Origin of the sequence: Pantoea dispersa (genome assembly GCF_035783935.1) — a bacterium.
Classification (GTDB): Bacteria; Pseudomonadota; Gammaproteobacteria; order Enterobacterales; family Enterobacteriaceae; genus Pantoea; species Pantoea dispersa_C.
Map to the genome: position 1 here is coordinate 271001 of NZ_JALKOV010000002.1, position 24367 is coordinate 295367.

A 24367-nucleotide genomic window follows, 5' to 3' on the forward strand; every position below is an offset into this window, starting at 1 on the left:
AAAACAGCAAAGAGGCTGGCGACCATGTCTGCTCACCAGCCTCTTTGCTGCGGGTTTTAGCGCGTCAAGCTTAGCGCATTTAACGTTGAATAGGATTCAACGAAGCCTTGAGCGCGACACGGTTACCGAAAAGCGCCAGCAACGGGCGAAAGCGGAAAAGCTCAGGCGGCGCTGAGTGCCTGCCGCGCCAGCAGCGCCGCACCAACCATCCCGCCCTGATGGGCAAACTCACCCGGCACCACCAGCGCATGCGCTGTACTGCGCAGCACGCAGCGCTGCACCGCTTCGTTAAGCGCCGCTATCAGCGGGGTAACCGAAGCCAGTCCGCCGCCGACCGCCACCCGCGACGCGCCGGTGATATTAATGGTGTAGGCGAGCGGCTCGCTCACCAGTTGCAGCCAGGCGTCAATCGTCTGCTGTGCCAGCGTTTCAGCCTGCTGCCAGCGGGCAATCACTTCTACGCTGCTGGCGCTTTCAGCGTGCAGCACCTGATGCAGCGTTTCCAGCCCGCGCGCACCGCCGTAGGTGTCCAGACACCCGGTCTGGCCGCAGGGACAAGCCTGGCGCGGCACGCGCACGCGTCCTTTCGCCAGCGTCACTTCCGTGAGGGTAATCGGCCCGTGTCCCCATTCGCCGGTCAGGCCGTTTTGTCCGGTGATAATGCGCCCGTCCGCCACCAGACCGCCGCCCACGCCGGAACCAAGAATCGCGCCAAACACCACTTTGTGCCCTTTGCCGCTGCCGGCCAGCGCTTCGGCCAGTGCAAAGCAGTCAGCATCGTTATGCGCGACCACCGGCCGCTGCAGCACCTCACCCAGTTCCCGCGCCAGATTACGTCGATGGAAAGCCGGGATGTTGCTGGCAAACATTTCGCCGGTTTGCGGGGCCACAATGCCCGCCGTCGAGATGGCGACAGCCGCCTGGCTGCTGAAATGGTTATGCTGTGCGGCGATCATCTCGCTGACTCTGGCGCAAAATGCCTGCCAGTCCGTCGCCGGGATTTTTTGCTGATCGAGCAGGGTTAGCCGATCCTGCGCATCCATCACGCCAAGCTTGATAAAGGAACCGCCCAAATCGAGGCAGATCACGGTTGAGTGCGGGTGAGTCATAAACGTTTATCCATTACATCGCGCAGGCCGTCGCCCAGCACATTAAAACCGAGCACGGTAATCAAAATCGCCAGTCCGGGAAATAGGGAGACGTAAATATTTAGCCCGAGAAAGTTGCGGCCGTCGCTCATCATGGTGCCCCACTCCGGCATCGGCGGCTGCACGCCGAGCCCAAGAAACGACAGACTGGCGGCAGAAAGCACCACCGCGCCCGCTGTCAGCGTCGACTGCACAATCAGCGGGCCAATGGCGTTACGCAGAATGTAGTGCGTGATAATGCGCGGATAACGCACGCCAAGCATATGCGCCGCCTCGATATATTCCATATTTTTCAGTCCCAGCGTCAGGTTGCGGCTCAGGCGCGCGTACACCGGAATCGAAAACAGGGAAATGGCGATCAGCATGTTGGTTAATCCTTCACCGAGCACGCTGACAATCAGAATCGCCAGTACGATGCCGGGAAAGGCGAAAATAATATCCATCAGCCACATGATCAGCGCATCAATTTTGCGTCCGGCAAGCCCCGAAATGATGCCGAGAGGAATGCCGATCGCCATCGAGATAGCCACGCTGAGGCTGACTTCAAACAGCGTGATGCGCGCACCATAGATGACGCGGGCAAAAATATCGCGACCGTAATCATCGGTGCCGAACCAGTGTGCAGCGGAAGGCGCCTGCAGGGTGTTTAACAAATCCTGTTCGATGGGATCCCAGTGGGTAATCAGCGGTGCGAAAAGCGCAGCCAGCACCACCAGTAACACCAGCCCGCCGCCGGTCGTGATCGAAGGATTGCCCAGCAGAAACCTCACGATCTGGCGCCGGCGTGCGGGCGGCGGCTGAAGAGATGTGTCGCAACTGTTCATCAGTCGAACCTTATTTTCGGGTTGAGCAGGCCAATCACTATCTCACCCGCCAGATTCATTAACACCACGCCGGTTACCGCCACTAACGTCACGCCCTGAATTACCGGATAGTCGCGGTATTTCACCGAATCCACCAGCAGGCGGCCAATGCCGGGCCAGTTAAATACCGACTCAGTGACCACGGCGCCACCGATCAGGCTGCCAAAATTCAGCGCGACAATCGTGACGATGGGTATCAGCGCGTTGCGCAGCGCATGCTTCCAGTTAACGCTGGCCGGGGATAACCCTTTGGCTCTGGCGGTACGGATGTAGTCCTGGCTGAGCACATCCAGCATACTGGAGCGCGTCATCCGCGCGATCATCGCCATCGGCAGAATCGCCAGCGTCACGGTCGGCATGACATAGTTGCGCCACGAATCCGCGCCCAGCAGCGGCAACCAGCCGAGCTGCACCGCAAAATAGTTCATCGCCAGCAACGCCAGCCAGAAGTTCGCAATCGAGGCACCGGCAATGGTCAGTACCATGACGATTTGATCGGGAATGCGCTGCCGGTAAATGGCACCGGTCATGCCTGCCGGCACGCCGATGGCAATTGCCAGCAGATAGGCCAGCGCCGCCAGCGACAGCGTGTACGGCAGGCGTTCACCAATCTCGGTCATCACCGGGCGCTGCGACTGCAGTGACAGCCCGAGATTGCCCTGCAGCGCTTCACCAGCAAACCTGACATATTGCAACGGCAAAGGTTGATCCAGCCCGAGCCGCACCCGCATGCTGTCTACGGCTTCCTGCGGCGCTTCCGGGCCGGCCATCAGGCGTGCCGGATCGCCCGGCAGCGCGCGGATGGCGATAAACACGATGATCGACACACCGAAGATAATTAACGGCAGCGAGAGCACCTTTTTTGCGACATACGCTTTCATATCAATCAGCCATCAGCACTATTTCTTCACGGCGTCACGGACCACAATCTGGCCGCCCGGTTGCATCGTCACGCCGCTGATATTTTTGCGCGTCGCATACAGATCGTCCTGATAGTAGAGCAGCACCTGCGGAGCGAGTCCGCTGATCCGCTGCTGTGCCTGGAAATAGAGCGCTTTGCGCTGGGCATCGTCGAGCGTGGAGGCGGCGCTGTCGATCAGCTCATCGGTACGTTTGTCGCTGAAGAAGCCGAGGTTGGCCCCGCCGGGCGCAAAGCTGCTGCTATGATACAGCGGACGCAACTGCAGATCCGAGCCGTACAGCCCCGAGGACCACGACGCCAGCACCGCGTCCGTACCCTGCGCGGCTTTCTCTTTGGCATCGGCAAATGCCGCTTTGGCCCACACGCCGCTCTCCATCTGGCGTACGCTGAGTTTGACGCCAATTTTGCTCCACATGCCCTGCAGAACCTGTGCGGTGCGCGCATCCGGTGCCTGCACGGCAATCGACATAGCAAAACCGTCGGCATAGCCCGCTGCTTTCAGCAGGTCTTTGGCTTTTTGCACATCGTACGGATAGTCATGCAACGCTTTATCGTAGTTGGCATCAACCGGTGCCAGCGCGGAATTGGCCGGCTGCGCATAACCAAACATCACCGCTTTTACCAGCGCCTGCTGGTCGGTCGCAAAGTTGAGCGCCTGGCGCACTCTGACATCGCTGAGGGCTTTACTCTGCGTATTGAGATCGATCCAGAACACCGCCGCGCCCGGCGACTGTTTCAGCTGCACGTTGGGGTTATTTTTTAACATGCCGGCAAACTGCGGCGGCACCGGATTAATAATATCGACCTGACCGGATTGCAGCGCCATATTCATGACGGACGGCTCACTGCTCCACGTCCATTTTATTTCGTCCGGCCCGGCAGATTTGCCCCAATAGTCCGGATTCTTCTGCTCCAGGACAAATTCACCGGATTTATACTGCGCCAGTTTATATGGCCCGGTACCGTCGGCTTTATTATTGATGGTGCCGGCTTTGTCAGCTTGCGGACTCACCATTAATCCCGGACCGGAGGCCAGCACGGTTAAAAAAGCCGGATTGATTTTCTTCAGCGTAAAGGTGACGGTTAAGTCATCTTTTTTCTGCACGTCCTGAATAAAGGTGCGAATTTTACCACTTCCGGCCAGACCGCGCTTCGTATCCAGATGACGCTGAAAGTTTTCCACTACCGCATCGGCATTAAACGGCGTGCCATCGTGGAATTTAACGTTGGGGCGCAGGGTAAATTCCCAGTGCAGTCCACTGTCATCGGCATGCCAGGAGAGCGCCAGTGCCGGCATGATTTTGCCATCGTCACCGAGTCGCGTCAGGCCTTCATACATCGGGTCCAGCACCGTGCCGGTAAAGGTCGCGGTCTGATTGCCCGGGTCCATGCTGCGCGGCGGTTCGTTTTGCATAATGACCAGCTGAGCGGCCAAAACCGAAGCGCTGGAAAAGGACGCCAGAATTCCCGCGGCAAGCGTCAGTACCCTGAAATGCTTAAATGTGCTTTGCATGAAGGCCTCAGTGAATCAGTGACTAAGAGTAAAGAGTCATTGCCCGGCAGGCAGCTGACCGTCAATGCGCGCCATCGCCTGCCATACGCTTTGGTCATGTTAACGGCAGCAGAAGAACGGGCTCGACGCTATATAAGGCACACTCCACAAACAAAAGCCAAGACGTTAGTTCATATATTTTACTTATAACTCGATCTGCATTCAGAAAATTAACTAAATATCCTTGAATTTATTTTCATCGCTGATTATTGTCGGCTGGATACAGCCTATGCCGTGAGAACTCTGATGCTTAATGCACATCAGCAACAAATCCTGCGTTTATTACTTGCTTCGCATGGCATGAGCCGCACGGCAATTGCGGAAAAAATGAAGCTGAGTAAAGCCGCAATCAGCACATTAATCAAAGAGATGCTCAGTGCAGGATTACTGGAAGAGAGCATTCCGGAAAGTAATGGTCAGGGTCGTCCTTCGGTATTATTAAAAATGCGTGCCGACAGCGCCTATTTTCTCGGTGCGTCATTGCTCGGTGACGATGTGTATCTGGTGCTGACGGATATGCACGGTCGCATCCTGGCCAGCACCCACATGCCGCTGAATCCCGACCCTGTGCAACTGGCTGGCGCGCTGGCTGCCGCTATCCCGGACCTGATTGCACAAAAAGGCATTTCCGCCGATCAGCTAATTGGTCTGGGCGTCACGCTTTCCGGCTTTGTCGATGAGCACCAGGCAGTGTGCGTCCAGTCTGCTCTGCTGGGCTGGAAAAACGTTCCGCTGGCGGCCCTGCTTAACGCGCAAACCGGACTGGAGGTGTCGCTGGAAAACGATGCCAAAGCCCTGGCGGTCAGCGAAAAGATCTTCGGCGTGGCGAAAAAGGCACGCAATTTTACCCTGATATCACACGGCGACGGCATTGGCTCCGCGCACTTCTTTCAGGGACAGCTGCACCGTGGCGCACACGGCGGTGCCGGTGAAATCGCCCACTGTACCGTCGAGCCCGGCGGGCGTCCGTGCCGCTGCGGCAAGCGCGGCTGCCTCGACACGCTGGCGTCGCTCACCGCGATGCGTGAAAGCATGCGCGAAAAACACCTGCCGTGCACCAGCGTTGCCGGACTGGAAGCGCTGGCGGTGAAAGGCAATAGCGCCGCCATCGCCCTTCTGCACCAGGCAGGCGACGCACTCGGCCTCGCCATCGCCAATATTATTCAGATGAACGATCCGGAGATGATTGTCATTGCCCATCAGCCGGATGCGTTTGATGGCCTGCTGAGAACCGTGGTGATGCAGGCGATCGATAGCCACGTGTTGCCTTCAATCATGGGCAAGACGCCCATCGTCAGCATGGCGATTGATCAGTTCAGCTGGGCCCGCGCCGCAGCCAGCGTGGCGGCTTACCGTTTTATCGTTCACTTACCCGACTAGCGGAGTCTGTTATGCGCATTGCCTATGGTGGAATTCATACTGAATGCAGTACCTGGAATCCCGTGCTCAATTACGCCGACGATTTCCGCATCGTGCGCGGTGAAGCGATGACGGCGAATCCCTATTTCGCCTTTCTGCAGGATTACGCGGCTGAATTTCTGCCGACTTTTCACGCCCGCGCCATTGCCGGCGGGCCGGTGGCACGTGTGACCTATGATGCCTTTAAACAGGAATTTCTTCGTCGGCTCGAAGCGTATTTGCCGGTGGATGGCGTTTACCTGGCGATGCACGGCGCGGTCTATGTCGAAGGCATGGAAGACGCAGAAGGCGACTGGATCAGCGCGACGCGCGAGCTGGTCGGGCCCGATTGTCCGATTAGCGTCAGCTACGATCTGCACGGCAATGTCACGCAGCGCATCATCGACGCGATCGATATGTTTTCGACCTACCGCACGGCACCGCACATTGATGTGGAAGAGACCATGCGTCGTTCCGTGTCAATGCTGGTTAATAGCCTGCAAAGCGGCGTACTGCCCGGCGTGGTGTGGGCACCGATCCCCGTGGTGCTGCCAGGTGAACGCACCAGCACCGAAGATGAACCCGCCAAAAGTCTATATGCCAGCCTGCCCGGCATTAACGCGCTGGAACACATCTGGGATGCGTCGCTGATGGTGGGCTATGTCTGGGCGGATGAACCGCGCGCCACGGCGGCCGCGATCATGACCGGCACCGATGCCGATGTGATGTCGGAACAGGCAGCGAAACTGGCGCTGGCTTACTGGCAGGCGCGCGATCAATTTGTGTTTGGCTGCGTGACCGGCAGTACGGAAGAGTGCGTGCGCATGGCAATTTCCAGTCATACCGCGCCGGTGATTCTCGCTGACTCCGGTGATAACCCAACCGGCGGCGGCGTGGGCGATCGCGCCGATGTGCTGGCCGAACTGCTGCGGCAGCAGGCGCAGGATGTCATCGTCGCGGGCATTACCGACAAACCGGCCACTGAGGCGGCCTTCGCCGCGGGCGTCGGCGCCCGGCTCTCCCTGACTATTGGTGCCACGCTGGATCCTGCCGGCGGCAAAGTCAGCGGCGAGTTTGACGTGCTGCTGCTAAGCGATGATGCCCGATCGGTTGCCCGTCAGGCGCTGCTGAAGATCGCGGGCATTACCGTGGTGGTTGCCGATCGTCGTCGTCCTTACCACAACCTGGCGGATTTCGCCCTGCTCGGCCTCGATCCACATCAGGCAAAAATTGTGGTAGTGAAATCCGGTTATTTGTCGCCTGAACTGGCACCGATTGCCAATCCCAACCTGATGGCGCTGTCGGAGGGTGTGGTCGATCAGTATGTTGAACGGCTGGTGCGCAAGCGTAAGCTGCAGCCAGCGTATCCGTTCGATACCGATTTTACCTATGTGCCGGTCAGCACCCGCTCGGCGCGCTTTGTGGCGGCACAATGAATCGCGCTGACCCGCCGGTGCTGAGCATCGAAAATCTTACCGTGGCGTTTCGCCGCGATGACCGCTGGCGCGAGGTGGTGAAAAACGTCTCTTTTACCCTTGAGGCCGGTGAAACGCTGGCGATTGTCGGCGAGTCCGGCTCCGGCAAAAGCGTTACCTCAATGGCGATCATGCGACTGCTGAATAACCGCCACGCGCGCATCAGCGGCAAGGTGCTGCTCAACGGCGTGGATTTGCTCACGCTGAGCGAGCGGGCGATGCGCGATATTCGCGGCAATGCCATCGCCATGATTTTCCAGGAGCCGATGACCAGCCTCAATCCGTCGTTCACCATTGGGCACCAGATTGCTGAAGCGCTGATCGCGCATCGCAAAATCAGCCCACGCGCCGCGCGTGAAGAGACTATCCGGCTGCTGGAGAAAGTGCGTATTCCCAACGCCGCCAAACGTTTCAGCGATTATCCGCACCACTTTTCCGGCGGCATGCGTCAGCGCGTGATGATCGCCATGGCGCTGGCGCTGCGGCCAAAACTGCTGATTGCCGACGAGCCGACCACCGCGCTTGACGTCACGATTCAGGGACAAATTCTCGACCTGATTAAGACCCTGCAGGAGGAGGAAGGCACCGCCGTGCTGTTCATCACCCACGATATGGGCGTGGTAGCAGAAGTCGCCGATCGTACTTTGGTAATGTATCAGGGCGATGTGGTGGAAACCGGCAGTACTGCCGCGATCTTTTCAGCCCCGGCGGCAGAGTATACCCGCACGCTGATTGCGACCGTGCCGCAGCTGGGCGCGATGCGCAGCGTCGATGGGCCGCGGCAGTTTGCACTTAACGGCGAAGCACCGGTGATTCCTGCGCGGCGACCGCAGCAAGCGCAAATGCCGCTATTATCGGTGAAAAACCTCAGCACACGCTTTAGCATTCATGAAGGGCTGTTCAGCCGCAAAACCGGGGCGGTGCACGCCGTGGAGAATATTTCGTTCGATCTGATGGCAGGAGAAACGCTGTCGCTGGTCGGTGAATCCGGCTGTGGTAAATCCACCACCGGACGCTCAATTACCCGGCTGGTGCAGCCTGCTGCGGGGCAGATCGCCTTTGACGGCAGCGACGTGCTGGCGCTCTCTCCCGGCGAACTGCGCAAGCTACGCTGTGCCATGCAGATGATCTTTCAGGATCCGTTTGCCAGCCTCAATCCGCGCATGTCGGTACTCGAAGCCCTCACCGAGCCTTTCTTACAGCATCGGCTGGGCAGTAAGGCCGACGCACAGCACAAAGCGGCCGGGTTGATGACGCGCGTTGGCCTGCCGGCAACCATGCTGAAACGCTATCCGCACGAATTTTCCGGCGGTCAGCGTCAGCGCATCTGCATCGCCCGGGCGCTGATGCTCGATCCGAAAATGATCATTGCCGACGAATCGGTCTCCGCGCTGGACGTCACCGTGAAAGCGCAGATCATCAATCTGCTGCTTGATCTGCAGCACAGCCTCAATCTTTCCTACCTGTTTATTTCACACGATATGGCGGTAGTGGAACGCATCAGCCATCGCGTGGCGGTGATGCTGCTGGGAGAGATTGTTGAGATTGGACCGCGCGCGGCTATTTTTGAGAATCCGCAGCACCCGTATACGCGTAAACTGCTCGCATCGGTGCCGGTGCCCGATCCGGCGCGCCGCCATCTGAAACGGCACGTGGAGGTGAGCGAGCTGAAAAGCCCGGTGCGCGCCAACGGTTTTGTGCCGGAAACGCGGCACTATCAGGAGGTCAGCGCCGGACACTTTGTGATGCGGTAAACCGCAGGTGCAGGTGCCGCAGACAATCTGACTGCATTTATCGGATATCAGGCCAGACACCACGGCGAAGGAAATTAGCGTGACACGTTATAACCATTATGGTCAGCCCATCGGTTTTGCCTTGCCGGAGTGGCAACCGGCAAACTATCCACCAGCAGAAAATCTTTCAGGACGCTTTTGCCAGCTTACGCCGCTGCTGTTGAGCCACAGCCAGGCGCTGTTTACGGCCTTTTCGCTCGCCGCGGACGACCGCGACTGGACCTGGCTGGGCGCCAGCCGGCCGCAGTCGATCTTAGAAATGGAGAGCTGGATAGCGCATAAAATCAGCGATCGCCAGCTGGTGAGTTATGCCGTAATTGACAGGCATCAGCGTGCCGTGGGCGTGGTTTGTTTTGCCAGTATTGATATGCAAAATGGCGCGATAGAAATCGGTCACGTCACCTGGTCACCGCTTATGCAGCGTAATGTCATAGGTACAGAAGCCATATTCCTGCTGCTGCGCCAGGCATTCTCGCTGGGCTATCGTCGCGTTGCATGGCGCTGTGATTCGCTAAACCTGGCTTCACGCCGCGCGGCCGAGCGCGTGGGCTTTACCTTTGAGGGGCGCTTTCGCCAGGCCATGACGCGCAAACAGCGCAATCGCGATACCGACTGGCTCTCAATGATTGACGGCGAATGGCCTGCCGTTCATCAGGCACTCGCCGCCTGGCTGGCACCAGACAACATGGATGATAGCGGGCGCCAGCAACAACCGCTGACCGCGTTTTTCACTTCATCAGCACCTGGAACTGCGGATTAAACTCATCAAAGATTGGCAGTGCTGCTGCGCCCAGAGCGGCGGTGTCGCTGCCGGTCATACCAGTTTTGAGTCGCGTACCGGTCAGATAGCGACCGCGCACGGACTGATACAACGGCGGCAGGCGCTGGATAATTTTGTCCAGCAACACGGCTGGCATCATACCGCCGATAATCACGCTCTCGGCATCAAAGATACACTCCAGCATATTGATGCCCTGCCGCAGCGGCGTGAGCACGGTATCGATCCAGCGATCAAACAGCGCCGGATCAACCTGCAGTAAATCCTCTGGCAGCGCGCTCATCGGGTCGAGCCCGCAGAATTCGTAAGCGGCCTGTAGCGAGACATACCGCTCCAGGCAGCCGTGATTACCGCAGTAACACTCACGTCCACCCGGTTCAACCACCACGTGCCCCACTTCTCCGGCGTTATGTGCATGGCCGCTGTACACATGGCCATCCATGATGATGCCCGCGCCCAGTCCGGTGCCAATATACAGATAAATAAAGGAGTTAAGATGGCGCGCCACGCCGTGAAAGCGTTCACCAATCGCCGCGACTGTAGCATCGTTCTCCAGCGTCACCGGCAGGCCGCTCATCTCAGCGAGGCGCGCCGCGATATCGACGTCTTCCCAGCCGTGCAGCGTAGTCGGTCCCATGGAAGAGATACCTTCCACGCCAAACGGCCCCGGCATCACCACGCCGATGCCCAGCACTTTTTGCCAGCGCGCGCCGGTCTGCTGTTTGATCTCCGCCAGCACCTCAGCAATGCGCGCTAATGTGGCATCCGGCTGTGGCTTTTGCACCATAATAAGGCGGCGAAAATGGATTTCACCGGTGAGGTCCACCAGCACAATCAGTAGCGTTTGATGATCAAGATGGATGCCGATGGAAAACGCGCTGGCCGGATTCAGCGTCACCGGAATCGCCGGCTGACCGCGGCCCTGCTTACGCGGCTGGCGGCTGGTAAGCAACTCCGCCTGCTCAAGTTCGGCGACGATATTCGAGACGGTTTGCGGTGTCAGCGCCGTCAGCCGCGCCAGCTCGGCACGGGTCAGCTCGCCGTGCAGGCGAATCGCTTCGATAATCACCCGGCGATTGTGCGCGCGCGCATGTTCCAGATTGGTTCCCGACGTTTTCATCCTGCTCGCTTCCCTCTTTTTTACATCCGCTGCGGACCGCCGCCTCAATATCTATGATCGGCCACACATTTTACAACCTGTTTACCTGACAGCGGCAAAAATCTGTGCAAAGTAGTGTCGAGCGGCTGCGTTGTTTTCTGCCCTGGCACGTCCCTTGCTTTAGCTCACTGCTGTCAGCCACTGCGCGCTGGCAATCTGTGCGCGATATTAAATCAATCAAATTGATTTAATTAAACACCCTCTACTGCATGAAGGCGAGAACGCAATGAAAAATCAGATGAAAGGATGTTTTGCCGCCGTACTGTTCGCCTGCGCGGGCAGCGCGGCAGCGGCCACCACCACGCTCAACGCGCTGTTTATGACGCAGGCGGCTTACAGCGAAAATGATATCCGCGCCATGACGCAGGCGTTTCAGACAGCGCACCCGGACGTGCAGGTCAACCTGGAGTTTGTTCCCTATGAAGCGCTGCACGACAAAATTGTGGCGGCTCGCGGCGCGGGCGGTAACGGTTACGATGTGGTGCTGTTTGATGCCATCTGGCCGGCGGAATTCAGCAAGTTTGACCTGCTGCAGGACGTCAGCAGCCGCATCAGCGCAGATGAAAAAGAGAAGATCTTCCCCGGTGCGATGAATACCGTGGTGTTCAAAGGCAAAACCCTCGGCATGCCGTGGATCCTCGACACCAAATATCTCTATTACAACAAAGCGATGCTGGAAAAAGCCGGCATTAAAGATTTGCCGCAAACCTGGCAGCAGGTGATGGATGATGCGCGCATCATCAAGCAGAAAAATATCGTTAACTATCCGCTGGTGTGGAGCTGGTCACAGGCAGAAGCGCTGGTGTGCGACTACACCACGCTGGTCTCCGGCTTCGGCGGCAAATTCTATAACAACGGCAAGCTCGATTTCTCCACGCCGGCCTCGCTGCAGGCGGTGAAGCTGATGAAAAGCTCGCTCGATGAGGGCCTGACCAACCCGGCTTCGCGCGAATATCTGGAAGAAGACGTGCGCAAAGCCTTCTCCAACGGCGATGCGGCTTTCGCGCTCAACTGGACCTACATGTACAACATGGCCAACGATGCCAAACAGAGTAAAGTCGCCGGCCAGGTTGGCATCATGCCGGCACCTGGCGATGCGCCAAATCGTTTCGGCGCGGTGAACGGTTCGATGGGTCTGGGCATTGCTAAAGGCAGCAGCCATCCGGAACAGGCGTGGCAGTACATCAGTTACATGACTTCGCAGCCGGTACAGAATAAATACGCCACGCTCAGTCTGCCGATCTGGAAAAGCTCCTACCAGGATCCCGCAGTCAGTAAGAATCAGGAGAGCCTGATCGCTGCGGCTGACAAATCGCTGAATGTCATGCTGTCGCGCCCGGAAACCGCCGATTATTCACGTCTGTCCAACACCCTGCAGCAGCAGCTGCAACAGGTACTGGTCGGCAGCGCGACACCGGAAGCGGCCATGCAGGCGGTAGACAAAAGTGCAGCGCGTCTGCGTTAAGGGGTCAGTATGCTGAGTTTGCGTCAACGCGAACAACGGCAGGCGTGGGTGCTGCTGGCACCCATGCTACTGGTGATGCTGTTACTCACCGCCTGGCCGCTGCTGCGCACTATCTGGCTGAGCTTTACCGATGCTGCGCTAATTGGCAGCGGCGGTGAAGCGCCGCAATGGATCGGCCTGGAAAACTATCTCTACGCCATTACCGATGCGGATTTCCAGACCTCGCTGGGGCGCACGCTCTACTTCACCGTGGTATCGGTGGCGATAGAAGGCGTTATCGGCGTGCTGGTTGCCCTGCTGCTCAACCAGAAATTCGCCGGACGTAACGTGCTGCGCGTACTGGTGATTCTGCCGTGGGCGCTGCCAACCATTGTCAACGCCATGATGTGGCGCCTCAATTTCAATCCGGACTACGGCAGCATCAACGCCCTGCTGACACAGCTCGGTATCATTGATGACTACCGCAGCTGGCTGGGTTCGCCGGCTTCCGCGCTCAACGCGGTGATGTTTGCCGACATCTGGAAAAACTATCCGCTGGTGACGCTGCTGGTACTGGCGGCGCTGCAGTCGGTGCCGGAGGATCTTTATGAAGCGGCACGTCTGGATGGCGCATCGGCATGGCGGCGTTTCCGCGCCATCACCTTTCCGGCGATTGTTGGCTCGCTCAGCGTGGCGCTGGTGTTACGCACCATCGACGCCTTTAAGATCTTCGACATCATCTACGTGATGACGCGCGGCGGTCCGGTCGACAGCACCAAAACGCTGAGCTTTTACGTCTATCAGGAATCCTTCAGCTACCTGCGCGCCGGCAGCGGTGCGGCCTACGCCATGCTGATGACGCTGCTGTGCGCGGTGCTGATCACCCTTTACATGCTATTACTGTGGCGGCAGCGCCGTCGGGGAAGTGCCTATGAAGGTTAAACTGCGTACCTGCGCTAAATACGCGGCGGCGCTGCTGGTGGCGCTCTCCGTCGTAGCACCCATGGGCTGGCTGTTTCTGATGAGCGTTAGCGCCACCAGCGATCTGACGCGCGTGCCGCTGGAGTGGCTGCCGCGCCAGTGGGATTTCAGCCGCTACGGCAGACTGATCTCGCTGGAACCCGGCCAGCCCGGCGCGCTGTTTCTGCATGCGCTGGGTAACAGCCTGCTGGTGGCGACCGGCGCGACGCTGGTGTGTCTGCTGCTGGCGATTCCGGCGGCGTTCAGCTTCTCGCGCTATCGCGGTCGCGACGGCTGGCTGTTCGCCTCTCTGGCCATTTATATGGTGCCGCCGGTGGCATTTGTGCTGCCGCTTTACTTTCTGCTGCAGCAGTTCGATCTGCTCAACACCCGGCCCGGTTTGATCATCGTGTACTGCTCGCTGATTTTGCCGTTTCTCACCTGGATGCTGAAGAACCAGTTTGATGCCCTGCCGCAGGATATCGAACAGGCCGCGCGTCTGGATGGCCTGCGCGTCTGGCAGGTGCTGCTGCGCATTACGCTGCCGCTGGCGAAACCGGTGCTGGGCGCGGCGGCACTGTTTGGCTGGCTGCTGGCGTGGGATGAATTTTTCTACGCCCTGCTGTTCACCAGTAACATCGCCGCGCAAACCCTGCCGGTCACCATTGCCGGCTTTACCGCAGGCCGCGCCACCGATGATGGGCTGATCGCCGCCGTCGGCATTCTGGCGTCGGTTCCTCCTCTTTTTATTGCTATCTGGCTGCAAAAAACGCTGGTCAGCGGCCTGGCCAGTGGCGGGAGCAAAGGATGATGACAAACAAGGAAGCCCGCGCCACGCTGTTCGTGGTGGGCAATATTAATGTCGATGTAATCATGGGCACGCTGGACAGCTGGCCGCAGCGCGGCACCGAAGTGATGCTGCAACACAGTGAGCTGCGTCCGGGCGGTTCGGCGGGCAACTGTGCGCTGGCGCTGGAAGCGATGCAGGTGCGCCATCGCGCCGTCGCTAATCAGGGCGATGACGGCCTCAGCGCATGGCTGGCAAGCCATTTCCCGCACAGTGCGGCGCACTGGACGCGCTACGCCTGCGAGACCTCGCTCACCGTCGGCGTCACGCATTCCGATCACGAACGCTCTTTCCTCAGCAACCTCGGCCACATTGTGCGCCTCAGCGCGCAGGATGTGCTGGCCCAGCTGCCGGCGCAAGCCAGCAGCGGCGATATCGTGCTGCTGTGCGGCACATTTCTCTGCCTGCAACTGTATGACGACTATCCGCAGCTGCTGGCCGAACTGCAGCAGCGCGGGTTTATCACCGCCGTCGATACCGGCTGGCCGCCACAGGGCTGGATTGATGAGGTGCGTGCGCAGATCGCCCGCTGGCTGCCGCAGTGCGACTGGCTGCTGCTCAACGAGGTCGAAACGCTCGGGCTGAGTGGCGCAGATGATCTGCATACCGGCGCGCATCAGCTGGCGCAACGGCTCAGCGGGCGCGGTGGCTGCGTGGTGAAATGTGGCGCGCAGGGCGCGGGCTGCTGGCAGCGTCAGCACAGCCTGCAACAGCCCGGTCGCGCGGTCGCGGTGGTCGACACCATCGGCGCCGGCGACAGCTTTAACGCCGGCTTTCTCACCGCGCTGCTGCATCAGCAGGATCTTGCCACCGCGCTGCAATGGGGCATTGCGGTGGCCTCACTGGCAATCAGCACGCAGCCACGTCGTTATCCCGACTGGCAACAACTGCAACTTTGCGCACAGGAGTTTTAAATTATGGCCGGTGTTGAACTCGTTAAAGTGGCCAAGCGCTACGGTAAACAGTCGGTGCTGCATCCGCTCGACCTGACCATCCCCGACGGCAGTTTTACCGTGCTGGTCGGCCCGTCCGGCTGCGGCAAATCGACGCTACTGCGCCTGCTTGCCGGGCTGGAGAGCCTGTCCGACGGCGCGATTCTGATGGATAAGGTGCAGATTAACGATCGCGATCCCGCCGATCGCGATATTGCCATGGTGTTTCAGAGTTATGCGCTCTATCCGCACCTGACGGTGGCCGAAAACCTGGCGTTTCATATGCAGGTGAAAAAGGTACGCCGCGATGAGCAGCAGCAGAAGATCGCGCGCATCGCCGCGATTCTTGGCATTGATAAGCTGCTGCAGCGCTACCCGCGTGCGCTCTCGGGCGGTCAGCGCCAGCGCGTGGCAATGGGCCGCGCCATGGTGCGTAATCCGCAGGTGTTTCTGTTTGACGAACCGCTCTCTAACCTTGATGCCCAGCTGCGCATGGAGCTGCGCGCCGAAATCAAATCGCTGCATCAGCGCTTCAAAACCACCATGGTGTATGTCACGCACGATCAGGTCGAAGCGATGACGCTGGCCGACCAGATTGTGGTGATGAAAGAGGGCCGCATCGTGCAGCAGGGCGCACCGCTGGCGATCTACGACCGTCCGGCAGATACCTTTGTGGCGCGTTTCATTGGTTCACCGCCCATGAACCTGTTACCGGCACAGCTGCTGACGCACGATGGCGTACCGGGCGTGCAGTGTCAGGACTGGTGGCAGCCGCTGCCCGCGCAGTGGCAGACGGTAGCCCGCGAGCGGGAAGGTGCCGCCGTCACGCTGGGGGTGCGCCCACACGATTTGCGCGAAATGCAGGACGGCGCGGCAGCCACGGTGAACGTGGTGGAAATCACCGGTGAATCCACCCTGCTGCATCTCGACTGGCACGGCCACGCGCTGCATATGCAGATGGCCGGACGGCACGCGGCCAGCAGCGGCGCGACGCTGCGCATCGGTTTTAATCCACAAAAAATTCATCTGTTCGACGCTGAAAGTGGTTTACGCCTGGCGGAAAATTAAGCGCGGCGCGGTTTTTGAGGTGCCGGTGCGCATCAATGCGCATCCGGCCCAAAAACCTCGTACCACCTTGCGGGATCACCGCTTACGGTGACCATCAGGGCTGGTTTTTTCCCTCCGGCGTTAGCCTTCAGCGGGCGCCGGCTGGAACGTCCGGCGGTTGAGGCTGGTCAGCACCACCAGCAGTGCCATCATCAGCAGTTCAACCGCCAGCGTGCCGCTGATGGCCGCCAGGTGATTACCGTGCAGATTGATCTGCGTGAACACGCCGCCGAGCAGCATCGGTCCCAGTCCCAGCGCCGATTGCTGCACCGTGGACAGCACCGCACTGCCTGCGCCGGCCTGATGATGCGGCACCCCGCTCATGCCAATGCGGTAGAAGGTGCTGACAATAAACGACTGGCCAAAGCCAATCAGCGCAGTAGCCGGGATCAGCGTGCCAATGCCGACCTGCGGCCACGCCAGCTGCAGCGTCGCGATCAGGGCCACCAGCCCGACCATCTGAATCGCACAGCCAGACAGTAACGTGGCGCGTTTACCATAGCGTTCAACCATGCGGGTAGAACGCATTGAGCCGATAAAATAGGCCGCGCCCAAAGCAATGAAGGCATTACCGGACTGGAAGGCGGTCATGCCGATGCCGGATTGCAGCGTCAGCGCTACCGCGAACATAAAGCCGCTCCAGCACGAGAAGAACAGTACCGCCAGCGTCAGACCAAAACGCACGCTGGACAGACGCAGCAGCGAGGGCGGCAGCAGCGGCGATCCGCCAGCGGCTTCCAGCCGCAGTGCGCTGTGACGCAGCCGATGCAGAAACAGCGGAAACAGCACCAGCAGTAACAGGCATGGCCACGACCAGTGCAGCAGCGGCCCCAGCGCCAGGGCCAGCATCAGACAGCCGATCGCACCGGCCAGCAGCAGCGTACCGCTCACATCCACCGGCACGCGCTTGTGGTTGTGCGTTTCCGGCACAAAGCGGCGCGCGGTCAGCAGGACGAACAGGCAAATCGGCAGGTTGATCAGGAACACGCTGCGCCAGCCGTAGCCGCCAATATCGGCTTTGATTAAAAAACCGCCCAGCACCTGGCCGATGATAAACGCCAGCCCGCCGATACCGCCGTACAGCCCAATCGCCCGCGCATGCGCCCTGCCCTGCAGCGTGACGTGCAGCGTGGCGAGAATCTGCGGCACCATGAAGGCGGCGCCGACGCCCTGCAGCGCACGGGCAAACATCAGCATGCCGACGCTGTTGGCAATACCGCATAACAGTGACGCGATGCCAAAAATCCAGACGCCGGCAAGAAACACGCGACGGCGGCCAAAGTTATCGCCCAGTCGACCGCCCATCGCCAGACAAATAGCAAAAGCGATACCGTAGACCGCCACGATCAGCGCCAGCGCGATCGGCGAGGCACGCAGCGATTGCGCCATCGCATCCAGCGCGACGTTAACGATGGAAAAGTCGATCATCGGCAGTAGCTGCCCGGCCAGCAGGACTACCAGTCCGGCCCGTTGAAGTTGCGATGTTTGCATAGCGTTGACCTTGTTTTTAGTTTCACTACGGCATAGCATCACCTAACCGTTAAACGGGTACCAGTTCTTGATTATCATGGTATAAATTCTACCCGTCTCGTCCGGAGAGCTGCTGATGAGCATCGCGCAAACCCTTACCCCCGCTGAGCTGAACAACCGCAAATTACTGGGTACCTTTTTACGTACGCGGCGCGAAAGCCTCGATCCTAACCGCCTCGGTTTACCGCGCATGCGCCAGCGTCGCACGCCGGGATTACGCCGTGAAGAGGTAGCGCAGCTGGCGGATGTCGGCGTCACCTGGTACACCTGGCTGGAACAGGGGCGCGATATTAAAGCCTCCACCAAAACCCTGACGGCCATCGCCAGCGCCCTGCAGTGCAACGATGTGGAAACACAGCATCTGTTTTCACTGGCCGGGCACAGCCTGCCCTCAACGCGCGTCGCCGCTGCCTGCTGCAAACTTGCCGGCCATAATCAGCAAATGCTGGATGCCATTCAGCTGCCAGCGATCATCGAAACGCCGCGTTTCGATATCCTCGGTTACAACCAGGCGTGGTGTGCATTGATGGGCGTCGATTTGGCGCAGATCGCACCGGAAGATCGCAACTGTATCTGGCTGGCGTTCAATCATGCCGGCTGGCGCAAGGTGATGACCGATTGGGACGAAGTGATGCCACAGATGGTGGCGATGTTTCGCGGTCAGATGGGCGAGCATCTGGGCGATCCGCACTGGGAGAGCTTTCTGGCGCGATTGCTGAACAGTTCCGATGAGTTCGCGCACACCTGGCAGCGCTACGAGCTGGGCAAGGTGGAAAACCGCGTAAAACGCTTTTACCGTGCCGAAGTGGGCGACATGACGCTGCGTCAGAACAACTGGTGGTCGGCGTCACGCAACGGCGACCGCCTGCTGGTGTATGTGCCGGATGATGCCGCCAGCGCAGCGGCGTTGCAGCAACTCATTAATCCCTGAATCACGTGCGCTATCCCCAACCTTATTTATCCTGACTATGCTTATCAGACGATAATAAATTCAGGAGAGCGCATGAAACTACTCTATTTCGTTTCGCTTATTGCTGCAGCCGGTTATTTACTGGCTTTCTTACCTAAACTGCGTACGCGCCGTGAGCCTGTGGCTTATTGGGGATGCTGGGCTTATTTGGGTCTGAATGCCGTCTATTGGGCAATATTTGCGTTTCGCTATTATTTTCTGCGCTAGCCATGGTAACGTCATGAAGGAGTTATGTTATGTCAGAAAGTAACCGCGATCGTATGCCTTATTTACTTTACTATTCCCGTCAGCGTTTACTGGTGGAAAATATCGATGGCCACATCGTTGATATTGGTGGCGCGGAGAGAGTGGGCGATCGTTATCGCTGGCAGCTGGACGGGAAAGATGCCGGAGGAGAGACGGAACAGGAAGTGGACGAACTGCTGGCAGAGGTGGAAAAACACCTGAGCTTTTTGTTCGTCGATGGTCAGTTTACCAGCCTGCCGGATGTCAGCGCCGATTATGGCGATCGGCTGGACAACGCGCCGTCACGGCAAATTGCGTTGCCGGAACTTAACGACCGCGATGAGGATATTGTGCGTTAAAAAGCAAAAACAGGCTGCCATCCGGCAGCCTGTCAGCACTCAGGCCGCCGGCGTGGAACGGGCCATACCGGGCACCAGAATCACTTTGCGACAATCCTCTTTGCGTTTCTCAAAGATCTCGTAGCCGCGCGCCGCCTCTTCCAGCGGCATATGGTGCGTCACAATCTCTTCCGGCGTCAGCAGCCCCTGCTCAATCAGCGACAGCAGGCGCGGTAAATAAGCCTGCACATGCGTCTGGCCCATTTTAAACGTCAGTCCTTTGTCGAACGCATCACCAAACAGGAAGCCGTGGATAAAGCCGGCATACACGCCCGGCACGCTGACCACACCGCCACGGCGCACCGCTGCGATACACTGCCGCAGCGCCTTGCCGCTGCTGCCCTCCAGTTTAAGGTTACTCATCACCGTTTCCGTCAGGCTACCTTTGGCTTCAAACCCTACGGCGTCAATCACCGCATCAACGCCACGATGCCCCTGAGTATGGTCAATGATCCAGCCAGCAGGATCGTCAATTTCATCAAAGTTGACCGGCGTTACGCCATAGCGCTGGCGGGCAAATTCCAGCCGGTAAGCATTATGGTCAATCATAAAGATCTCTTCCGCGCCCACCAGACGCGCACAGGCGGCGCTCAGTAATCCCACCGGACCGGCACCGAAAATCGCGACGCTGGAGCCTTTACCCAGCCCGGCATTCTGTACTGCCTGCCAGGCAGTGGGCAGGATGTCGGAGAGAAACAGCACTTTCTCATCCGGCAGCGCCAGCGGCACTTTAAACGGCCCGACATTGGCTTTTGGCACCCGAACATATTCCGCCTGTCCGCCCGGTACACCGCCATACAGTTTGCTGTAACCAAAGAGCGCCGCAGGCGGCGTGATATTTTTCTTATTTAAAATGGCGCCACGCCCGCTATTGGTATTTTCACAGGCAGCATACTGATGAAGATGACAAAAGAAGCAGTCACCGCAGGCAATAACAAACGGCACCACAACGCGATCGCCAATTTTTACGTTGGTGACCTCACTTCCGGCTTCAACCACTTCACCCATGAATTCGTGGCCAAATATATCCCCGTGATCGGTGCCGGGAATTTTACCGCGATAGAGATGTAAGTCGGAGCCGCAAATAGCCGTGGCGGTGACGCGTAAAATAATGTCGTCCGGCTGCTCTAAAATAGGGTCAGGAACAGTTTCTACCCGCACCCGATGCGGGCCATGATAAGTTAACGCTTTCATAATCAGCTCCTCATAAATAAGCGTAACGAAAGGCTGTCTTTATTTAACCTGAATCGCTTAAGCCTGGTGGTAATAATCAATTAGGCAAGCGTATCGGTATCGGGTGCTGAGCGGGGTTAAGGGCCATCGCGCGTTGTGCGATGTCTCGCAGATGTTGGCTTCTTACAATAACGGCTAAAAATAATACTGGATATGCAACCAGTATATTGTATACTTATCCAGCAGTCTGATGGACTGTTCCACGTTTGTAAGAGGTGATACTGATGATGATCTCAACGGAAAGTCTTGCTGCTCTCAACGCGACTCTGCTGATGAGCAGCCGTGAAATTGCCAGAATAACCGGCATCACGCATGGCGAAGTGAAGCGCCTGATTAAAAGCCTGGAAACCGCGCAGCGCCTTTCCCAGCCTGTCACGGTGAATCATTACGAGCATGAAAGTGAGACACGTCAGGAATTTCAGCTGAATAAACGTGACTCGCTGCTGGCGGTTGCTCGTCTTTCCCCTGGCTTTACCGCCGAACTGCTGGACCGCTGGCAGGAGCGGGAGAAATTCACCCAGTTGCCGGATTTCACCAATCCGGCAGAAGCGGCACGCGCCTGGGCCGAGCAGTTTGAACAACGCCGTGCAGCGGAACAGCAGCTGGCGCTGACCGCCCCAAAGGCAGAATTCTTTGATCGCTTTGTTGATGTGCATGAGTCACTGGGTTTTCGCCAGCTGTGCAAAATGCTCAAGGTGAAAGAGCCTGAGTTTCGGCAGTTTTTGCTTGAGCGCAACATCATGTACCGTGACAAAGGTGCCCTGACGCCACAGCAGCATCATCTGCAGGCCGGCTATTTCGCGCTGCGCAGTGGAATGGGTGAAAACCAGCATGCTTTTTCGCAGGCACGGTTTACCGCGAAAGGCGTGAAATGGGTGGCGAGCCTGTGGGCTGGCCATGTTGCTGCCCAGCCCAATGGGGTCGCGGCCTGACACTCAGCCGGTCAGGATGACCGGCCAGGGCGGGTTCGCTTAGCGTTGATGGCGGCGGCGCTGTAGCTGATGGCGAAATTGTCTGACCTCTTCGCCTGACCAGCAGCGACAGGAGAGCGGCTGGCTGTCATCAATCGCCGCTGGCAGCGGCAGTTTTTCCAGCGTGCCGCGATTACAAAACGCGCGTGCCAGCGTGGTACAGGGCACATCGAGATAGCGTGCCATCTGCGGGAGTGTCATCAGGGTTGTACGCATATCAACCTCCTCTTGCCTTGATTTCGCCTTTCATGGTTGAGCAGCGCTGCAGAGGAGGATTTGATCGCGATCAGCTGGCGCATTAATTCAGGTTAAAAATTAACCACCCTGCCGATCGTGTTTGGCTGCGTGCCCGCGCGGGATTACTGTGCCGCCGGAAAGTTACGCTGAATCGGAGCAAACGCGCTGGCGGATTTGCCGATCAGCCGTTGCGGACGAAAGTCCTGCAGCAGATCGCTGGGGCTATCGCCGATCAGTTCTTCCGCCACCAGCCGGCCGATCAGCGGTGACAGCGTGATGCCGCTGTGCGTAACCGCCACATACACGCGCTGATGCGGGGTGACAAAGCCCAGCGCCGGCAATCCATCAGCCGGACGCGCCCGCTGCCCGACCACCAGCTGCTCAATCTGCAACTCACCGGCGCTGGCAAACAGCGCGTGGTAGCGCTGCCGAAACTGTTCAGCGATGGCACTCTCCGTCGACGGCGGCGCAGCCGGATCGGCCAGATGGTCGAGATCCAGCGCCTGCAAAAGCAGACGTCCACCACCGTCCGGCCGCACGTTGAGCCGCGGTGAAATCAGGTTAGTCGCAAGCGATAACGGCTGAGGTGCGGTGCGCGCCAGAAAGCTGCAGGCCACTGCATCAGGCTTGCTGGTATCAATCAGGGCCAGTTCCAGGCCGAGCGTATGCAGTAGCTGATTGGCCCAGCGCCCGGTCGCCAGCACCAGCCGATCGCCCTGCCACTGGTCACCCTGCTCCAGCTGCAACGTCACGCCGTCAGCGTTTTCACTGATCTGCTGAATCGCCTGATGCTGATGCAGCACCGCGCCGTGCGCCTGCGCGTCTGACCATAGCCGTGCCAGATACAGCGCCGGATGCAGCACCGATTCGGTCGGGAAATGCCAGATGCTGCCGCTCACCGCAGACGCGTGCAGTTCAGGGATTTCCTGCTGCAAATCTGCCAGCGTCACCTGGCGTGCCGCATAGCCCGCCGCCTGCAGCGCGGCGGCACGCTGCTGCAGTTGCTGTTCGGCTTCATCCGCGCCAGCCCACTCCCAGGTGCCACAAGGTTCCAGCCAGCGCAACCCGTTGCGCTGTGTTAGCTGCAGTCGGGCATGTTCTTCCATCGCCAGCGCGTTCAGCCGGTGATAGCTGGCGGGTTGCTTACCGTTGGAATTCACCCAGGCAAACGTGGTACTGCTGGTACCCGCGCCGATGTGCTGGCGATCGAAGAGGGTTACCTGCACGCCCTGTTGCGCCAGCGCGCGCGCTATGGCCAGTCCCGTTACGCCAGCGCCGATTACCGCCACTTTTTGTACCGCCATCAATGCTCTCCTCTGGCTGCCCGCCATCATAGTCAAACTGTATTAAAAACTGGCCTGAAAGACACTTAAATGACTTCTCAGGTTATTCAATAAAATAAAAAAAGCCTGACGGTGAATGAAACTCGCTTCGCTCGCTGGCGCACTCCCCTTACCGGGTCTACGGTTAATTGAAAAAGCACAAGAATTTAACTAACCATGGAAAGCCGCTATGACCGCCCATGTCGACACCACAGCAAGCCAGGAAAGCGATCTCCTCCAGTTGCATCACGCATTGCAGGCACATCTTGAACAATTATTGCCTGTCGGTCAGCAGGCCGATCGCGTTCGGGCAGCCATGCGCGCCGGCACGCTGGCACCCGGCAAACGCATTCGTCCGCTCTTACTGCTGCTGGCGGCGCGCGATATGGGCTGCGACGTGGCGCAGCAGGGCATCTTTGATCTCGCCTGTGCCGTCGAAATGGTGCATGCCGCCTCACTGATTCTCGACGATATTCCATCAATGGATAACGCCCGCATGCGGCGTGGACGCCCGGCGATCCACTGTGAATTTGGCGAAAACGTGGCAATTCTGGCGGCGATCGCTCTGCTCAGCCGCGCCTTTGAGGTAATTGCCCTCGCGCCAGGCCTGCCAGCATCGCAAAAAGCCGAAGCCATTGCCGAGCTCTCCTCGGCCGTGGGCCTGCAGGGACTGGTGCAGGGTCAGTTCCAGGATCTGCATGACGGCGCACACAGCCGCAGTCCGGAAGCCATCACCTTAACCAACGAGCTGAAAACCAGCGTGCTGTTTCGTGCCACATTGCAGATGGCGGCGATCGCGGCCGATGCGCCGGCCCAGGTGCGCCAGCGTTTAAGCTATTTTGCGCAGGATTTGGGGCAGGCGTTCCAGTTACTCGACGACCTGGCGGATGGCTATAAACACACCGGCAAGGACTGTCATCAGGATCATGGCAAATCCACGCTGGTGCAGATGCTCGGTGCGGAAGGCGCTGAACGCCGTCTGCGCGACCATTTAAGCAGTGCCGATGCACACCTTGCCTGCGCCTGCCATCGCGGTATCGCCACCCGTCAATACATGCACGCCCTGTTTAACCAACAGCTGGCGATGTTCAACTGAACCCGGT

The 24367-nt window shown here is 58.7% G+C and carries 23 protein-coding genes; 14 read left to right on the top strand and 9 right to left on the bottom strand.

The window, feature by feature from the left end:
* Window positions 1-161: 161 nt before the first annotated feature.
* The 4 genes from MXF20_RS06140 to MXF20_RS06155 are packed head-to-tail and all read right to left on the bottom strand — an operon-like array spanning window position 162 to window position 4446.
* Window positions 162-1109 carry an ROK family protein gene (locus MXF20_RS06140; protein ID WP_325968244.1) on the bottom strand — a complete coding sequence of 316 codons (948 nt, stop codon included), beginning with the start codon at window positions 1107-1109 and terminating at the stop codon, window positions 162-164.
* On the bottom strand, window positions 1106-1972 hold the full coding sequence (locus tag MXF20_RS06145; protein ID WP_325968246.1) for an ABC transporter permease: 867 nt from the start codon (window positions 1970-1972) through the stop codon (window positions 1106-1108). Before MXF20_RS06145 ends, MXF20_RS06140 begins: the two co-directional genes overlap by 4 nt.
* Window positions 1972-2892, bottom strand: coding sequence for an ABC transporter permease (locus MXF20_RS06150; RefSeq protein ID WP_325968247.1), 921 nt, complete (start codon window positions 2890-2892; stop codon window positions 1972-1974). The genes MXF20_RS06145 and MXF20_RS06150 overlap by 1 nt, the downstream gene beginning before the upstream one ends.
* A gap of 18 nt (window positions 2893-2910) precedes the next feature.
* Window positions 2911-4446: an ABC transporter substrate-binding protein gene (locus MXF20_RS06155; RefSeq protein ID WP_325968248.1), complete on the bottom strand. Its 1536-nt coding sequence runs from the start codon at window positions 4444-4446 to the stop codon at window positions 2911-2913.
* A gap of 285 nt (window positions 4447-4731) precedes the next feature.
* On the opposite strand from MXF20_RS06155, the gene MXF20_RS06160 reads away from it, so the two are divergent.
* The 4 genes from MXF20_RS06160 to MXF20_RS06175 all read left to right on the top strand — a co-directional run bounded on the left by MXF20_RS06160 (window position 4732) and on the right by MXF20_RS06175 (window position 9911).
* The gene (locus MXF20_RS06160; RefSeq protein WP_325968250.1) at window positions 4732-5865 is read left to right on the top strand and encodes an ROK family transcriptional regulator; all 1134 of its coding nucleotides are present in this window, start codon (window positions 4732-4734) and stop codon (window positions 5863-5865) included.
* A gap of 11 nt (window positions 5866-5876) precedes the next feature.
* The gene (locus MXF20_RS06165; protein WP_325968252.1) at window positions 5877-7319 is read left to right on the top strand and encodes a M81 family metallopeptidase; all 1443 of its coding nucleotides are present in this window, start codon (window positions 5877-5879) and stop codon (window positions 7317-7319) included.
* Window positions 7316-9112 carry an ABC transporter ATP-binding protein gene (locus tag MXF20_RS06170; RefSeq protein ID WP_325968253.1) on the top strand — a complete coding sequence of 599 codons (1797 nt, stop codon included), beginning with the start codon at window positions 7316-7318 and terminating at the stop codon, window positions 9110-9112. Before MXF20_RS06165 ends, MXF20_RS06170 begins: the two co-directional genes overlap by 4 nt.
* Window positions 9113-9191: 79 nt before the next feature.
* Entirely contained in the window at window positions 9192-9911 is a 720-nt protein-coding gene (locus MXF20_RS06175) for a GNAT family protein (RefSeq protein ID WP_325968255.1), read from the top strand.
* On the opposite strand, the gene MXF20_RS06180 is transcribed toward MXF20_RS06175, so the two are convergent.
* Complete coding sequence (locus MXF20_RS06180; RefSeq protein ID WP_325968257.1) at window positions 9880-11049, bottom strand: ROK family transcriptional regulator; 1170 nt, start codon at window positions 11047-11049, stop codon at window positions 9880-9882. The genes MXF20_RS06175 and MXF20_RS06180 overlap by 32 nt on opposite strands.
* 265 nt (window positions 11050-11314) lie before the next feature.
* Here MXF20_RS06180 and MXF20_RS06185 point away from each other — a divergent pair, with 265 nt between their 5' ends.
* From MXF20_RS06185 to MXF20_RS06205, 5 genes are read left to right on the top strand one after another with little or no spacing between them, the layout of a single operon-like run.
* Window positions 11315-12553 (top strand): extracellular solute-binding protein, encoded by a 1239-nt coding sequence (locus MXF20_RS06185; RefSeq protein WP_325968258.1) that lies wholly within the window; start codon window positions 11315-11317, stop codon window positions 12551-12553.
* Between the two features lie 9 nt (window positions 12554-12562).
* Window positions 12563-13474, top strand: a complete 912-nt coding sequence (locus tag MXF20_RS06190) for a sugar ABC transporter permease (protein ID WP_325968259.1) — start codon at window positions 12563-12565, stop codon at window positions 13472-13474.
* On the top strand, window positions 13464-14303 hold the full coding sequence (locus tag MXF20_RS06195; RefSeq protein ID WP_021508900.1) for a carbohydrate ABC transporter permease: 840 nt from the start codon (window positions 13464-13466) through the stop codon (window positions 14301-14303). Before MXF20_RS06190 ends, MXF20_RS06195 begins: the two co-directional genes overlap by 11 nt.
* Window positions 14303-15253, top strand: coding sequence for a carbohydrate kinase family protein (locus MXF20_RS06200; protein ID WP_325968474.1), 951 nt, complete (start codon window positions 14303-14305; stop codon window positions 15251-15253). The genes MXF20_RS06195 and MXF20_RS06200 overlap by 1 nt, the downstream gene beginning before the upstream one ends.
* Before the next feature lie 3 nt (window positions 15254-15256).
* Window positions 15257-16339: a sn-glycerol-3-phosphate ABC transporter ATP-binding protein UgpC gene (locus MXF20_RS06205; protein ID WP_325968260.1), complete on the top strand. Its 1083-nt coding sequence runs from the start codon at window positions 15257-15259 to the stop codon at window positions 16337-16339.
* Window positions 16340-16459: 120 nt separating this feature from the next.
* Here the strand turns inward: MXF20_RS06205 and MXF20_RS06210 are convergent, their stop codons facing one another.
* Window positions 16460-17869: an MFS transporter gene (locus tag MXF20_RS06210; RefSeq protein ID WP_325968261.1), complete on the bottom strand. Its 1410-nt coding sequence runs from the start codon at window positions 17867-17869 to the stop codon at window positions 16460-16462.
* A 115-nt stretch (window positions 17870-17984) separates the two neighbouring features.
* Between MXF20_RS06210 and MXF20_RS06215 the strand changes: the two genes are divergently transcribed.
* From MXF20_RS06215 to MXF20_RS06225, 3 genes are all read left to right on the top strand, one after another.
* Complete coding sequence (locus MXF20_RS06215) at window positions 17985-18839, top strand: helix-turn-helix transcriptional regulator (protein ID WP_325968263.1); 855 nt, start codon at window positions 17985-17987, stop codon at window positions 18837-18839.
* A 72-nt stretch (window positions 18840-18911) separates the two neighbouring features.
* Window positions 18912-19085 (top strand): hypothetical protein, encoded by a 174-nt coding sequence (locus tag MXF20_RS06220; protein WP_325968264.1) that lies wholly within the window; start codon window positions 18912-18914, stop codon window positions 19083-19085.
* A gap of 29 nt (window positions 19086-19114) precedes the next feature.
* Window positions 19115-19462: a hypothetical protein gene (locus MXF20_RS06225; RefSeq protein ID WP_325968265.1), complete on the top strand. Its 348-nt coding sequence runs from the start codon at window positions 19115-19117 to the stop codon at window positions 19460-19462.
* A gap of 39 nt (window positions 19463-19501) precedes the next feature.
* On the opposite strand, the gene MXF20_RS06230 is transcribed toward MXF20_RS06225, so the two are convergent.
* Window positions 19502-20695, bottom strand: a complete 1194-nt coding sequence (locus MXF20_RS06230; protein WP_325968266.1) for a zinc-dependent alcohol dehydrogenase — start codon at window positions 20693-20695, stop codon at window positions 19502-19504.
* Window positions 20696-20958: 263 nt separating this feature from the next.
* Between MXF20_RS06230 and MXF20_RS06235 the strand changes: the two genes are divergently transcribed.
* On the top strand, window positions 20959-21666 hold the full coding sequence (locus MXF20_RS06235) for a phage antirepressor KilAC domain-containing protein (protein WP_325968267.1): 708 nt from the start codon (window positions 20959-20961) through the stop codon (window positions 21664-21666).
* Window positions 21667-21705: 39 nt separating this feature from the next.
* Here MXF20_RS06235 and MXF20_RS06240 read toward each other — a convergent pair whose 3' ends face one another.
* Window positions 21706-21921: a hypothetical protein gene (locus MXF20_RS06240; protein ID WP_325968268.1), complete on the bottom strand. Its 216-nt coding sequence runs from the start codon at window positions 21919-21921 to the stop codon at window positions 21706-21708.
* A 143-nt stretch (window positions 21922-22064) separates the two neighbouring features.
* Complete coding sequence (locus tag MXF20_RS06245) at window positions 22065-23246, bottom strand: FAD-binding oxidoreductase (RefSeq protein ID WP_325968269.1); 1182 nt, start codon at window positions 23244-23246, stop codon at window positions 22065-22067.
* Between the two features lie 208 nt (window positions 23247-23454).
* Between MXF20_RS06245 and MXF20_RS06250 the strand changes: the two genes are divergently transcribed.
* The gene (locus MXF20_RS06250) at window positions 23455-24360 is read left to right on the top strand and encodes a polyprenyl synthetase family protein (RefSeq protein ID WP_325968271.1); all 906 of its coding nucleotides are present in this window, start codon (window positions 23455-23457) and stop codon (window positions 24358-24360) included.
* Window positions 24361-24367 lie beyond the last annotated feature (7 nt).

Excerpts from the sequence above, each read along its gene's own strand:
- MXF20_RS06145 (WP_325968246.1), bottom strand. The coding sequence starts at position 1,972 with ATGAACAGTTGCGACACATCTCTTCAGCCGCCGCCCGCACGCCGGCGC.
- MXF20_RS06185 (WP_325968258.1), top strand. The coding sequence starts at position 11,315 with ATGAAAAATCAGATGAAAGGATGTTTTGCCGCCGTACTGTTCGCCTGC.
- MXF20_RS06160 (WP_325968250.1), top strand. The coding sequence starts at position 4,732 with ATGCTTAATGCACATCAGCAACAAATCCTGCGTTTATTACTTGCTTCG.
- MXF20_RS06205 (WP_325968260.1), top strand. The coding sequence starts at position 15,257 with ATGGCCGGTGTTGAACTCGTTAAAGTGGCCAAGCGCTACGGTAAACAG.
- MXF20_RS06165 (WP_325968252.1), top strand. The coding sequence starts at position 5,877 with ATGCGCATTGCCTATGGTGGAATTCATACTGAATGCAGTACCTGGAAT.
- MXF20_RS06200 (WP_325968474.1), top strand. The coding sequence starts at position 14,303 with ATGACAAACAAGGAAGCCCGCGCCACGCTGTTCGTGGTGGGCAATATT.
- MXF20_RS06195 (WP_021508900.1), top strand. The coding sequence starts at position 13,464 with ATGAAGGTTAAACTGCGTACCTGCGCTAAATACGCGGCGGCGCTGCTG.
- MXF20_RS06215 (WP_325968263.1), top strand. The coding sequence starts at position 17,985 with ATGAGCATCGCGCAAACCCTTACCCCCGCTGAGCTGAACAACCGCAAA.
- MXF20_RS06190 (WP_325968259.1), top strand. The coding sequence starts at position 12,563 with ATGCTGAGTTTGCGTCAACGCGAACAACGGCAGGCGTGGGTGCTGCTG.
- MXF20_RS06140 (WP_325968244.1), bottom strand. The coding sequence starts at position 1,109 with ATGACTCACCCGCACTCAACCGTGATCTGCCTCGATTTGGGCGGTTCC.
- MXF20_RS06235 (WP_325968267.1), top strand. The coding sequence starts at position 20,959 with ATGATGATCTCAACGGAAAGTCTTGCTGCTCTCAACGCGACTCTGCTG.
- MXF20_RS06180 (WP_325968257.1), bottom strand. The coding sequence starts at position 11,049 with ATGAAAACGTCGGGAACCAATCTGGAACATGCGCGCGCGCACAATCGC.
- MXF20_RS06170 (WP_325968253.1), top strand. The coding sequence starts at position 7,316 with ATGAATCGCGCTGACCCGCCGGTGCTGAGCATCGAAAATCTTACCGTG.
- MXF20_RS06245 (WP_325968269.1), bottom strand. The coding sequence starts at position 23,246 with ATGGCGGTACAAAAAGTGGCGGTAATCGGCGCTGGCGTAACGGGACTG.
- MXF20_RS06150 (WP_325968247.1), bottom strand. The coding sequence starts at position 2,892 with ATGAAAGCGTATGTCGCAAAAAAGGTGCTCTCGCTGCCGTTAATTATC.
- MXF20_RS06250 (WP_325968271.1), top strand. The coding sequence starts at position 23,455 with ATGACCGCCCATGTCGACACCACAGCAAGCCAGGAAAGCGATCTCCTC.
- MXF20_RS06155 (WP_325968248.1), bottom strand. The coding sequence starts at position 4,446 with ATGCAAAGCACATTTAAGCATTTCAGGGTACTGACGCTTGCCGCGGGA.
- MXF20_RS06210 (WP_325968261.1), bottom strand. The coding sequence starts at position 17,869 with ATGCAAACATCGCAACTTCAACGGGCCGGACTGGTAGTCCTGCTGGCC.
- MXF20_RS06220 (WP_325968264.1), top strand. The coding sequence starts at position 18,912 with ATGAAACTACTCTATTTCGTTTCGCTTATTGCTGCAGCCGGTTATTTA.
- MXF20_RS06225 (WP_325968265.1), top strand. The coding sequence starts at position 19,115 with ATGTCAGAAAGTAACCGCGATCGTATGCCTTATTTACTTTACTATTCC.
- MXF20_RS06240 (WP_325968268.1), bottom strand. The coding sequence starts at position 21,921 with ATGCGTACAACCCTGATGACACTCCCGCAGATGGCACGCTATCTCGAT.
- MXF20_RS06230 (WP_325968266.1), bottom strand. The coding sequence starts at position 20,695 with ATGAAAGCGTTAACTTATCATGGCCCGCATCGGGTGCGGGTAGAAACT.